Raw genomic sequence first — 13,240 nt, 5'->3', positions numbered from 1 at the left:
TTTTATTTTATATGAACGCTAATTCTAATTTTTTTAATTTTTGAGGGTTATCTGCATTAACATGTTTTTTGCCCAAATAAATCATACCTAAATATTCTGCTGATTTTTTAAAAGGAATATAAAAGTCATAATCTAATTCATTATCATGCGAGTTTGAAATAACTGCCATATTTTTTCCTCGTAATTGCCTTCCCGTTTCTTTTTCTATTCTAATCAAATCAGAAAACCTATCAAAAAAGACTTTCATGATGCCACTCATACTATACCAGTAAACGGGCGTTGCAAAAATTAAGGTGTCATATTTTTCTATAATACCTTTGGCTAACTCAAAAAAGTCATCATTTCTGTTTTTACTTTCATAATCGTAATACGAGAAATTATAATCACTTAGATTAACAACATCAATATTGTATTGGTTCGCAATATCGCTCACTATTCGAGATGTATTTCCATCTTTTCTAGATGAACCGACTATAATTACTGAATTATTCATTACCCTACAGATCCTTCTAAGCTTATTTCCAATAATTTTTGAGCTTCAACAGCAAACTCCATAGGGAGTTTATTCAGAACTTCCTTACTAAACCCATTAACGATAAGCGCAATGGCTTTTTCTGTATCTATACCTCTTTGGTTGCAATAGAAAATTTGGTCTTCACCAATTTTACTCGTCGTTGCCTCATGTTCAATTCTTGCCGTTTTATTTTTTGCTTCTATGTAAGGAAAGGTGTGCGCACCGCATTCATTTCCCATTAATAAACTGTCGCATTGCGAAAAGTTTCTTGCATTTTCTGCTCTAGAATGTACTTGAACTAAACCACGATAACTATTTTGTGATTTGCCGGCTGAAATACCTTTAGATATAATCGTGGATTTTGTATTTTTTCCAAGGTGAATCATTTTGGTTCCTGTATCTGCCTGTTGATGATTGTTCGTTACCGCTATAGAATAGAATTCTCCAACAGAGTTATCACCTTTTAGTACACAACTTGGGTATTTCCAAGTTACTGCACTTCCTGTTTCTACTTGAGTCCATGAGATTTTTGCATTAGTTTCGCATAAACCACGTTTGGTTACAAAATTATAAACGCCACCTTTACCTTCAGAATTTCCTGGATACCAGTTTTGTACGGTGCTGTATTTTATTTCAGCATCATCGAGAGCAATTAATTCTACAACGGCTGCATGTAATTGATTTTCGTCTCTGCTTGGTGCAGTACAACCTTCAAGATAACTTACATAACTGCCTTCATCAGCAATAACAAGGGTTCTTTCAAATTGTCCTGTTCCGGCTTGGTTAATTCTAAAGTATGTTGATAATTCCATTGGACAACGCACGCCTTTTGGAATGTAACAAAAAGAACCATCACTAAAAACAGCACTGTTTAATGCCGCATAAAAGTTGTCTTTTTGAGGAACTACGGTTCCTAAATATTTTCTTACAAGTTTAGGGTGTTCTTTAATAGCTTCAGAAATACTCATAAAAATAATGCCCTTTTCACCTAATGTTTTCTTAAATGTCGTAGCCACTGAAACAGAATCAACGACCACATCCATCGCGACACCACTCAGCTTCTTTTGCTCATCAAGTGATATTCCTAATTTTGCAAAAGTTGCTAATAATTCAGGATCCACTTCATCTAAACTGTCATATTTTGGTTTGCTATTAGGAGCAGAATAGTATGAAATAGCTTGAAAGTCAGGTTTTTTATAGTGTACATTTGCCCATTCGGGCTCTGTCATTTTTTTCCAGGCTTTAAACGCTTGAAGTCGCCACTCTGTCATCCATTCTGGCTCTTCTTTTTTGAGGGAAATAGCTCTTACAATGTCTTCATTTAAACCAATAGGAAACGTGTCTGATTCTATATCCGTATAAAATCCATATTCGTATTCCTTTGTTTTAAGTTCTTCTCTTAAATCGTCTTCAGTATATTTGCTCATTGTATGTGTTGTTCAATTTTGTTTGTTTACAGTGAAAAAGATTCACCGCATCCACAAGTTCTGTTTGCGTTGGGGTTATTAAAAACAAATCCTGTCCCATTAAGTCCTCCTGAATATTCAAGAGTGGTTCCTATTAAGTATAAAAAGCTTTTTTTGTCTACAATAATTTTCACATCATTATCAACGAAAACTTTGTCGTCTTCAACATTCTCTTTATCAAACTTTAAATCGTATGATAAACCAGAACAACCACCACTTTTAACACCAACACGAACATAATCAGAAGCCGGATCGAATCCTTCTTCTTGCATAAGTTCAATGACTTTTTTCTTAGCTGTTTCTGAAACTTTAATCATATTTTTATATTTAGGTTTACACCTTTTATTGATTGTTTTTTTTGGATAATATTACAAACCATATTGTAAATTATCTTAATTTTTTATTAAGAAGGTTTCTAAATAGAGTACAAATATACAATATAAGTCATGTATTTCCATACTTACTTACATTATATTAGTAAATGCTTTTATAGGTTTTTCTTATGGATTGATAAATTCTAAATTGTTGATAAATTCGACGTCAGAAAGAGTTAACAAAAAAGCTTTTAAATCTGATTTATCTTGTTCTGATAACAACACACCACCTTGAGCTACTTTTTTCATTAAAGGATCGATAGTATTAGAGTTTTTTAAGCCTTCGCTGTAATGATTAATAACTTCATCAAGTGTATTAAACCTGCCATCATGCATGTAAGGAGCAGAGAAGGCAAGATTTCTTAAAGAGGGACTTTTGAATTTTCCATTATCGGCCGGGTCACCAGTTACGATTCCTAAACCTAAGTCTGTAAAAGTTTCATCCAAACCATTGTTGTGAAACATGTTGTCTGTCCACAATGGATTCTTTTCGTTACCATGACAGTGAAAACAATCTCCTTTTGATTCATCCATGAATACATTAAACCCATTAAGTTCAGATGGTGTTAAACTAACTTGTCCTAAAAGGTATTTGTCAAATTTAGAATTGGCGGAAATTAATGTTCTTTCGAATTGGGCTATTGCTTTGGTAACAAGTATGGAGTCTATTTTTTGATTGCCAAATGCTTTTTTAAACATTTCGGGATATTCGGAATGCTCTGTTAGTTTTGATGTAACTTCTTGCCATATGCTATGCATTTCAATAGGGTTTGTGACAGGTTCAAAAGCTTGATGTTCAAGGCTAAAAGCACGTCCGTCCCAAAAGAATTTTTCGTCATAATTCCATGCTAAATTAAACAGAGGCATTGAGTTTCTCTTTCCTAAAATACCATCAATACCATCACTAAATCTGCCTGAATCTGAAAAGGCATTTTGTGGCGCATGACAATCTGCGCAAGCTTGAGTGTTATTAGCTGATAAAATAGGGTCAAAAAACAATTTTTTCCCTAAAGCAATGCCTTCAACAGTTTGCGGATTATCAATTGGAATTACAGGATTTAAAATGTTGACTTCAAATAATTGAGGTATTTGAAGCGGACTTGGACTTGCTACATACAGGTCTATCTCCTCATTTGAGCAAGACGCAACAATGCATAGAAGTAATAAACAAATATGTTTGAGCCATTCTTTCAATTTCTATTGTGTAACAGATTGTAAATTAAATACATTTTGGCCGTTTTCAAACATTAACTCTTGGGCATTAAAATTTGCCATAAGCATACTGTTTAACACATTTAAATCCCATGTGTTTGGATTTTTAAACCATTCTGCAATATTCATTTCAATATTAAAAGTAGTATCAGTTGAAATGTTAACAGCACCTAAATTTACTTCAAAAAAAGTGTCTTCAAATATTTGTACTGGACCAGTGTTATCCACGGCCCTAATAACATGATAGGCATATCCTATTTCATTGGAGCTGTTATCAATAAACTTTCCTTCTAATTGCATGAAGTGGTAGCCACCACCTAAGATACCTGGAACATTCCATGACGCTGAGTTTAAATCGGCATAGTTTCCGTTGTAATTATAATCATTATCAAATCCAAATGTAAATGACACGTTACTATAATCTCCATTAAGTATTGTTGAAACTGGTGTAAATGATTGATTGCTATTAGTTGTTACATCTACTAAATTATAACCATCTAAAACGAATGTTTCACCGTTTGATTTTTGAAAAGTTAATTTTGAAATGAGATAACGTAATTTGGTAATACTTAAATTGTCTCCGTTTGCATTCGTATAAATGACACTGTTAAAATTTGTATTTGAAACGGCAGTTCCATCCCAATTATGAGAAAAATTTAAGGTAATTTGAGCTTGAGAAATGCCATCATCATTATCTTCATGACAAGAAGTAAACATAATTAAGATTATAAGAATTGAAATTATTCTTTTCATTTATTTTAACTTTAATATTAGTAAATCGGAGAATCCTTTGTTTTCAGGAACATCTAAATCACTGCTATTAGATTCGCCAACAGCTATAATAGTTTCATCATTTAATTCAACAGCATCGTAAGCAAAATCAATTTCAGATCCGCCAATACTTTTTTGCCAGAGTAAATCACCATTAAAATTTAATTTTAAAAACCAGGCATCATTTTGTCCTTGGTTAGCAGTGACATCACCATCTGCGCTTCTTGAGCTTCCGGAAATAATAAACCCGTTATCTTGAGTTAGTCTGATGGAACGACCAACATCAAAACTACTTCCCCCAAAAGATTTTTCCCAAATTAAAGAGCCATCAGGCGATATCTTTATAATCCATACATCAGCAGCTCCGTTATTTTTAGAAACGTCAAAATCATTACTCCTAGTGTCTCCAACAATAACATAGTTACCATCTGAAGCTTCTGTTATTGCTCTGGCTTCATCAATTTCTGTTCCTCCAAAAGATTTTTCCCAAATTAAAGAACCACTTTCAGATATTTTAATTATCCAAAAATCATATGTTCCAATATTACTAGAAATATCGACATCGTTACTATCTGAAGAGCCAATTATAACATAATTATTGTTTTCAACTTGAACAACGCCAAACGATGTATCGGTAAAAGAGCCTCCAAAAAATTTGCTCCATTGTTTTTCACCTAATGCATTGATTTTAATAACCCAATAATCCCCACCGGCATGTATTTTGGTTCTAAAAGATTTACTATTACCTTCTCCGCCAGATGCCGAAACATCTAAAACTCCTGCAAGCAAAAAACCGTTATCGTTGGTTGGTATGATGGAAATACCATTATCTGTACCAGCAAAACCAAAAGATTTTTCCCAAATTATATTTCCAGATGCATCTAATTTTGATACCCAAAAATCTTCAAACCCATTATTTTGAGAAACGTCACCATCGTTGCTTTTACTATAACCAAGAATTGCAAAACCGTTATCTGACGTTTGTATTATGCTGCTTCCCCGGTCATCATCACTTCCGCCATAATTCTTTTGCCATTTTAAATTATCGGTACTGTCAAATTTTAGAAGCCAATAATCATAAGAATCATTTGCTTTATTTTGAAGATCGCCATCATTACTTTGGGCATGACCTAAAACGGCATAACCACCATCTTGCGTTTTAGTTACAGATTGTGCACTCTCGTTTTTTGAGCCTCCAAATGTTTTTACGAATTCAATATTAGTTTCTGTAGTGCCATCGCCACCATCATTATCGTCGTTTGAACATGAATTTAAGGATAATATGCATAGCATCCCTAGGCAAAAAACGATAGCTTTTTTAGGTTTCATGATGCGGGTTTAATTGCTTTTTTTAATTACAATTAACCCACGTTCAATATCGCTTACAATAATATTTCCGCTTGGGAAATATGGATAAACGTTCCAAACACCATTAAAGTCTGTCCCATCATTTGCGGGGTACGTATCAAAATAACCAACTTCAGTTATAGAACTATTTGCTATTTGACTTATATCTAACATCCGCACGCCAGCACGATAATTTGCCATATAATACGTGTTGCCCTTAACATATCCGTTATGGTCTATGGCATTTGATTGACCTAAATAATCAAAATGATATGTAGGATTATCTAAATCTTGAAAATCAAAAATTATTGTTCTTGTAGGCGTTCCTAACCTAAATTCATCCAACTCATCTCCTAAGATAAAATAACGAGAATCCTCAGTAAACCAACCTTGATGTGCATACCTTACGTTGCTATAACTAATTGTAGAAATTATGGTTGGGTTTAATTTATCGGTAACATCAGCAATCACTACTTCATTTTCATTACTACCAATTAAAATTTCTTTTCCAGCATAATCTGTGTCAGGGCCATTGTATGTTATTACTTGTGCATCATGAGCATAACCTCCTTGAGTTAAAGATCCTTCCATTACTGGAGCTGTAGGGTTTTGAATATTTATAAATATTGGGGCACCAAACGAAGGGCTTAAGTTTCTATTCGTACCCACAATGTAGGCGTAACCACTAGCTTCATTTATGACAATATTATGAGAACTTCCAAATCCTGTAAAATGATGATCTGCTGAAAAAGATTGTGGCGGATTTACAACATTTCTTAAACGCGTTAAATCAAAAACTTGCATACCGTGCGATGGGGCTTCACTTACTATAAATGCGTGATCGTTATAAACTTTAATGTCTCTCCAAGGACTACTTACTGTTGCGGTTGGCAAACTACCTAAGTAAATTGGGCTATTTGGTAACGTAATATCAACAAACGATGTATTGGCATCGGTTCCAACTAAAGCATATTCCCGTCCTGTTGTTGGGTCAGTCCATCCCCATGAATCATTTCCTTCTGCGGCACCCATGGTACTTAGTGGTATATGAGCTATTAAATCGTATCCACTGCATGGATAAATATCAGCAAAACCATTTTCGCAGTAGGCTAGTGGTTCAATAGGTTCAATATAATCACTATCACACAGGTTACCTATTCCATCATTATCAGCATCTTCTTGATTTGGATTAAATGTATTCAGACAATTATCTAAAGTATCTTCAATACCATCATTATCGGTATCAGTGAGAATGATTGGTACAACAGGTTCATTATTACAACTTGTTTGGAGAGGCACAAAACTTCCGATAATTATGATAAATAACCAATAGTTTGTTTTTGAAAATAGTTTCATAATTTTTTTTGGTCAATATAAAGAAAACATATTAATTTTTAATTTTAAAATGATGTGTTGTTAACAAATTATGTTAAAGATAGTTCTTACGACTATTATTTGTAGGTTTTTACTTTTAAAATGAAATGATGTTTATTCGGAATAAGCTTCTTATTTTTGCAGGATGACAGAAGATAAAAATCAACAGCGCACACAGTTAAGTGATTTAGGTGAATTTGGACTCATTGATCATTTAACAAAGAATTTTAAAATGCATCATAAGTCAACAGTGAAAGGAGTTGGAGATGACGCCGCTGTATTAGATTTTAAAAACAAAAAAATTGTTGTTACAACAGATTTGATGGTTGAAGGTGTTCACTTTGATTTAAGTTATATGCCCTTAAAACATTTAGGTTATAAGGCAGTCATTGTTAATTTGTCTGATGTTTACGCTATGAACGCTACACCTACTCAAATTACAGTGTCTATTGCTGTTTCAAATAGGTTCCCTTTAGAAGCTCTTGAATCACTTTATGCAGGTATTGAAACTGCAACTTCAATTTATAACGTTGATGTTGTTGGTGGTGATACAACATCATCCACAACAGGTTTATTAATATCAATAACCGCGTTAGGAGTTGTTGAGGATAATAATGAAGTTTATAGAAATGGTGCGAAGCCAAATGATTTACTTGTTGTAACGGGTGATTTAGGCGGAGCTTATATGGGCTTACAAATTTTAGAAAGAGAAAAAGAAGTTTATAAAGTAAACCCGAACAACCAACCGGACTTAGAACCTTATACTTACATTATTGAGCGACAATTAAAGCCAGAGGCAAGAAAGGATATTGTTACCTTATTAAAAGAGTTAGAAGTTAAACCTACCTCTATGATTGATATTAGTGACGGCTTATCTTCTGAAATAATTCATTTATGTAAGCAAAGCAATGTGGGTTGTGACTTGTATGAGGAAAAAATTCCATTAGATCCGGTTGTGATTTCAACCTGTGAGGAATTTAATATAGACAGCACAACAGTTGCATTAAACGGTGGTGAAGATTATGAATTGTTGTTTACTATTTCTCAAGATGATTTCCTTAAAATAAAAGAAAATCCAAATTTAACAGTTATTGGTTTTATACAAGAACAAGAGGCCGGGTTACATTTAGTAACCAGGGCGGAAACAAGAATTCCAATTAAAGCACAGGGATGGAAAAACTTTAGTGTTTAAAAACTAATAAATTTTCAAAACCTTCTTTCTTGTTTAATTTTTCTCTCCGCTTATCATGGATGCGCTCTAAAACATCATTGATTTCTTTAAACTTTGGAGAAAGCTCAATTAAATGGCCATTTCCATTTGTAGTTAATTGTTTTTTACACGTTCTGCACGTGTATTCTTTTACATGATAGGTAACATTTCTGGAGATATGATAATCGTGCCCAAATACCTTACAATGAATTTGTTTCATAAAAACGTTTCGCTTTTTTAATTAATAACTTAAGGAGAGACCGTTAAGGTATAAAAACGTTTTTAATGATTAAAGCTTGGTTGTTATTAAATCGATGAAGTGATCAATTTTTCCTTTGAACGTTGTAGTCTGGAATTATGAATTCGTTCTAAGATAGCATTTATTTCTTTAAATTTAGGGGTTAGCTCAATGAGATAACCATTGCTATTTGTTGTTAATTGTTTTTTACAATGTGTGCACGTGTATTCTTTAACAAAATAGGTAACTTTTTTAGAGACTACAAAATCATGACCAAACAGGTTACAATACATGGTAGGGATGAAAGCTGGCTTATTAGTAGTTTTTTTCATATGATTTTGGACTTATAAGGACATAAATATACAAATAAATTGAATAAAAAACGTTTAAATGCTATATTTTTTCGATGAAATGCATTATTTTTTGTAGGAATAAGCCTTTATTTTCAATATGACTCATATGTCCATCAGGAAATTCAGCAATTTCTATGTTTGATTTTTTAGCTTGTTTTTTTAAAGATTCATATTCTAAAACAGGATCTTTTTTACTAATAATCATTAACTTTTTAAAATTACTTTTTCTAAAAAGAGTAACTCTATTTGGTCGTATTTTCATGCCTTCAAGGGCTGCAACAATGCCTTGAACAGGCATTTTTAAAGCCTCTTCTTTAACAACTTGAATCTCTTTAGAAAATAGGGTCCTGTTTTTTGGTCTAAATAAATTTACAACGGCTATTCTTATAAACGACTTATGATTTTTTTTTACTGCTACAATGGCGCGATCTCTATTTTTTTTGCGGTCTTTATTATCATCTTCCCCGGTTGAGTTCATTAGACATAAACCTAGAACCTCATTTTTGTATTTTTCAACAAAAGCTAAGGCCACATAGCCACCCATTGAATGGCCAATTAAAATAGATTTTTTAACATTTAAAAAATTAAGAACGGCCTTGACAGCTTCAGTCATTAATTCCATACTATGAACATAGCCTAAACATTCTGTTTTACCATGCCCCAATAAATCAATGCAAACAACTCTATTATTTTTTGATAACTTTGGAATAAATGGATTCCACATCGTAGCATTTTCTAAAAATCCGTGCAGCAAAACAACAGGGGTACCTTCTCCATTATCGGTGTAAAAAATATCGATACCTTTATAGTGTAAAATCATTTTTATTGAAAAAAAAATTAAGATCTCTTCACTACTAGTTACCGAATAAAAGAATAAGTAATGATATTATAAAACCTTTTAACATATTAGAATTACTAGTTTTTAAATCTTTTAATGGCTAAGAATGCATTATCAACATATTCTTCTTCAACTAAAATAGTGAACTCATTGGTTGTTGAAATAACTTCGTATAGTACTACCCCTTCCCACGCTAATCGTTTAAAAAAATGATAATATAATCCAGCAATTTTCGAGTTGTCTTCTGGTAAATTTATACTTATGGCGGTTAAACCTTCTTGAGTAGCTATAAATGTTTCATTTTGAAAATGATTATTGATATAGTCATTTAAACTACTTGAAACAATAATATTGCTTTCATGTATTCCTCTCGTAAAGGTGTAAAAAAGTTGAGGTTCTTCATTTATTTTTTTTAAAATAAGGGTATGATTATTAATAAGTGTTTCAGAATTTTTTACGGTAAAGTCAGTTAAATTTGAACGAACCGTAATGTCACCTAAATTCTGAATAACCTTTTTCATCTTTACAGAATTGGTTAAACTAATTGGTGGATTATAGCGTCTTAACGCCATCATAATAGCGCCGGGTTTTACATCTTTTTTCAACATTTTACTAATAGGCTCTGTTAATTCTAAAGCTAAAGCACTAAAGTTTATAATGTTTCTAGAAAGCGCTTCTTCTAAGTAAGGTTGCGCTATTAAAATGTCTTCTACACAGTTAGATACCGTTTTCATGTTAATTATTTAACAATTTGTGCAAAAGTAATCATTTTTTTTAATAAATATCATATTTAGAGCTATGTAGTATACATTCGCTCAATAAATTAAATTAAAATGAAAGTATTAAAGTTTGGAGGTACTTCTGTTGGTTCTGTTGATAACATGTGTCATGTTAAAAACATTATTAACGACGGGAAGAAAAAACTAGTGGTTTTATCGGCCATGTCTGGTACTACCAATATTTTGCTTGCAATAGCGAACAGCATTTTTAATGATAAGCCTAATGAAGCTATTGAAAAGATAAATAAATTACATGAAACCTATTTTAGCACTATAGATAATTTACTGCATGATGAATCTTTAAATGTGGATGTTAAAAAATATGTCACGGAAATTTTCAACTTTTTGGTTTCATGCACCTATCAAGAATATTCTATTCATTTAGAAAACAAAATTGTTGCTCAAGGTGAGTTACTTTCTACCTATATGTTTCATAGCTATTTAATGCAAGAAGGTATTAAATCGGCTTTGTTACCTGCGCTAAGTTTTATGCGTATAGATAAGAATAAGGAGCCCGATTTATTTTATATAAAACAAGATTTTCAGTCTACATTTAAAGAAGCTCCAGAGGCAATCATATATATTACGCAAGGATTTATCTGTTTGGATGAAGAAGGCCATATTTCAAATTTACAGCGAGGGGGGAGTGATTATACAGCAACGATTATAGGTGCTGTTATTAAAGCAGAAGAAGTTGAAATCTGGACCGATATTGATGGTATGCATAACAACGACCCAAGGTATGTTGAAAATACGAAGCCTATTTCAAATTTATCTTTTGATGAAGCCGCAGAACTGGCTTATTTTGGGGCTAAAATTTTGCATCCGCAAACCGTTACGCCTGTAAGAGCTGATAATATTCCTGTTCGCTTAAAAAGCACAATGAATCCAGAGGCTTTTGGAACGTTGATAAATGATAATCATGTTGAAAATGGTGTAAAGGCCATTGCTGCTAAAGATAATATTACAGCTATAAAAATTAAGTCGGGCAGAATGTTATTAGCTCATGGTTTTTTAAGAAAAGTATTTGAAATTTTTGAAGTCTATGAAACGGCGATAGATATGATTACAACGTCGGAAGTTGCAATATCTTTAACTATTGATAATGATAAAAATTTAGATAAAATTATAGAAGATCTTGAAAAGTTTTCGGTTGTTGAAGTCGATAAAAAACAGACGATTGTTTGTTTGGTAGGCCACTCCATTGTGAACCATCACGAAACTTTTAAGTTATTCCAAATATTGCAAGATGTTAAAATAAGAATGATTTCTTATGGTGGAAGTAGAAATAATATTTCGCTATTAATTAATGCAGATGATAAAATTAAAACGCTAGGCAAACTAAACGATTACTTATTTGAATTAGTCACTCTTTAAAATTAAAATTTAGTCAGGTTAGCAAAAAGGGTCGTTATAAACGACCCTTTATTTTTTGTTTAAGAATTCATTATTTCCTCTATTTCCTCTGCTTCAATAGGTATATTGCCCATTAAATTAAAAGGCTCTCCTGTTTTTTGAATTACAACATCATCTTCTAAACGAATACCAAAACCTTCTTTTGGAATATAAATGCCTGGTTCAACGGTAAACACCATATTGGCTTGCATAGGTTCGGTTAATATGCCATAATCATGTGTGTCTAATCCCATATGATGAGATGTGCCGTGCATAAAATATTTTTTATAAGCAGGCCATTCCGGGTTTTCATTTTTAACATCAGCTTTGTCTAAAAGTTTTAGTCCTAATAATTCTGAGGTCATAAGCTTTCCAACTTCCACATGATATTCAGCCCAATCACTTCCTGGAACTAACATTTTGGTTGCTTCATTTTTAACGCGATTTACTGCATTGTATACGTCCTTTTGTCTATCCGTAAATTTGCCTGAAACAGGAATAGTGCGTGTCATATCACTGGAATAATTAGCATATTCAGCCCCTACATCCAATAAAATTAAATCGCCAGATTTGCACTGTTGATTATTTTCAACATAATGCAGAACATTAGCATTATTTCCTGAAGCTACGATAGGTGTATAGGCAAATTTTTTGGAACGATTTATCAAAAATTCATGTAAAAATTCCGCTTCTATCTCATATTCCCAAACATTGGGTTTTACAAAATTTAACACGCGCTTAAAGCCTTTTTCTGTAATATCACAAGCCTTTTGAATTAAATCAATTTCAATCTGACTTTTAACGGAACGCAAGCGTTGTAATATAGGAGCACTTTTCGCTACGGAATGGGCAGGATATTTTGCTTTTAGCCATTTTGTAAAACGGTCTTCTCGGGTTTCAAGTTCTACATTAGCACGATAGTGTTCGTTGGTGTTTATGTAAACAGTGTCGCATTGTGTCATGATTTCGAACATGATTTTTTCCATATCCTGAAGCCAATAAACAGTTTTAATACCACTGGTTTCAAAAGCTGCCTCTTTCGTTAATTTTTCACCTTCCCAAACAGCAATATGGTCATTCGTTTCTTTTAAAAATAAAATTTCGCGATGCTTTTCTTTAGGACAATCTGGAAACAAAACCAAAATACTCTCTTCTTGGTCGACACCACTTAAATAAAAAATATCGCGATGTTGTTCAAAAGGCATTGTACTATCTGCACTTATTGGATAGATATCGTTTGAATTGAATACAGCCAAACTATTTGGCAGCATTTTAGCAGTAAATTTTCTTCTGTTTTCAACAAAGAGACTTTGTTTTATAGGATGATATTTCATGTAAAATTAATTTAACCATAAAATTACAAAAACAA

13 protein-coding genes are annotated in these 13,240 nt (G+C 32.6%); 2 read left to right on the top strand and 11 right to left on the bottom strand.

Annotated features, from left to right (window positions below):
- Window positions 1-7: 7 nt before the first annotated feature.
- From AC15TD_RS11995 to AC15TD_RS11965, 7 genes are all read right to left on the bottom strand, one after another.
- Entirely contained in the window at window positions 8-493 is a 486-nt protein-coding gene (locus AC15TD_RS11995; RefSeq protein WP_484452391.1) for a flavodoxin family protein, read from the bottom strand.
- Window positions 493-1,941 (bottom strand): Fe-S cluster assembly protein SufB, encoded by a 1,449-nt coding sequence (sufB, locus tag AC15TD_RS11990; RefSeq protein ID WP_484452390.1) that lies wholly within the window; start codon window positions 1,939-1,941, stop codon window positions 493-495. Before sufB ends, AC15TD_RS11995 begins: the two co-directional genes overlap by 1 nt.
- 26 nt (window positions 1,942-1,967) lie before the next feature.
- Window positions 1,968-2,297, bottom strand: a complete 330-nt coding sequence (locus tag AC15TD_RS11985) for a HesB/IscA family protein (protein ID WP_484452389.1) — start codon at window positions 2,295-2,297, stop codon at window positions 1,968-1,970.
- Window positions 2,298-2,480: 183 nt separating this feature from the next.
- The gene (locus tag AC15TD_RS11980; RefSeq protein WP_484452388.1) at window positions 2,481-3,548 is read right to left on the bottom strand and encodes a cytochrome-c peroxidase; all 1,068 of its coding nucleotides are present in this window, start codon (window positions 3,546-3,548) and stop codon (window positions 2,481-2,483) included.
- 3 nt (window positions 3,549-3,551) lie between these two features.
- Window positions 3,552-4,319, bottom strand: coding sequence for an MbnP family protein (locus tag AC15TD_RS11975; RefSeq protein ID WP_484452387.1), 768 nt, complete (start codon window positions 4,317-4,319; stop codon window positions 3,552-3,554).
- Window positions 4,320-5,666, bottom strand: coding sequence for a hypothetical protein (locus AC15TD_RS11970; RefSeq protein ID WP_484452386.1), 1,347 nt, complete (start codon window positions 5,664-5,666; stop codon window positions 4,320-4,322).
- A gap of 9 nt (window positions 5,667-5,675) precedes the next feature.
- A complete protein-coding gene (locus tag AC15TD_RS11965; protein WP_484452385.1) occupies window positions 5,676-7,040 on the bottom strand; it encodes a choice-of-anchor B family protein in 1,365 nt (454 codons plus the stop codon).
- 163 nt (window positions 7,041-7,203) lie between these two features.
- Here AC15TD_RS11965 and thiL point away from each other — a divergent pair, with 163 nt between their 5' ends.
- Window positions 7,204-8,250 carry a thiamine-phosphate kinase gene (gene thiL / locus AC15TD_RS11960; RefSeq protein WP_484452384.1) on the top strand — a complete coding sequence of 349 codons (1,047 nt, stop codon included), beginning with the start codon at window positions 7,204-7,206 and terminating at the stop codon, window positions 8,248-8,250.
- Here thiL and AC15TD_RS11955 read toward each other — a convergent pair.
- The 3 genes from AC15TD_RS11955 to AC15TD_RS11945 all read right to left on the bottom strand — a co-directional run bounded on the left by AC15TD_RS11955 (window position 8,240) and on the right by AC15TD_RS11945 (window position 10,431).
- Window positions 8,240-8,488, bottom strand: a complete 249-nt coding sequence (locus AC15TD_RS11955) for a hypothetical protein (RefSeq protein ID WP_484452383.1) — start codon at window positions 8,486-8,488, stop codon at window positions 8,240-8,242. The genes thiL and AC15TD_RS11955 overlap by 11 nt on opposite strands.
- Window positions 8,489-8,899: 411 nt before the next feature.
- Window positions 8,900-9,679 (bottom strand): alpha/beta fold hydrolase, encoded by a 780-nt coding sequence (locus tag AC15TD_RS11950; RefSeq protein WP_484452382.1) that lies wholly within the window; start codon window positions 9,677-9,679, stop codon window positions 8,900-8,902.
- A gap of 95 nt (window positions 9,680-9,774) precedes the next feature.
- Window positions 9,775-10,431 carry a hypothetical protein gene (locus tag AC15TD_RS11945; RefSeq protein ID WP_484452381.1) on the bottom strand — a complete coding sequence of 219 codons (657 nt, stop codon included), beginning with the start codon at window positions 10,429-10,431 and terminating at the stop codon, window positions 9,775-9,777.
- A gap of 99 nt (window positions 10,432-10,530) precedes the next feature.
- Between AC15TD_RS11945 and AC15TD_RS11940 the strand changes: the two genes are divergently transcribed.
- Window positions 10,531-11,853, top strand: a complete 1,323-nt coding sequence (locus AC15TD_RS11940; protein ID WP_484452380.1) for an aspartate kinase — start codon at window positions 10,531-10,533, stop codon at window positions 11,851-11,853.
- A 59-nt stretch (window positions 11,854-11,912) separates the two neighbouring features.
- On the opposite strand, the gene AC15TD_RS11935 is transcribed toward AC15TD_RS11940, so the two are convergent.
- Window positions 11,913-13,205 (bottom strand): aminopeptidase P family protein, encoded by a 1,293-nt coding sequence (locus tag AC15TD_RS11935; protein WP_484452379.1) that lies wholly within the window; start codon window positions 13,203-13,205, stop codon window positions 11,913-11,915.
- Window positions 13,206-13,240: the final 35 nt, after the last annotated feature.

It is taken from the genome of Yeosuana sp. (assembly GCF_057126245.1).
This window is presented reverse-complemented; position numbering and strand designations above follow the sequence as displayed.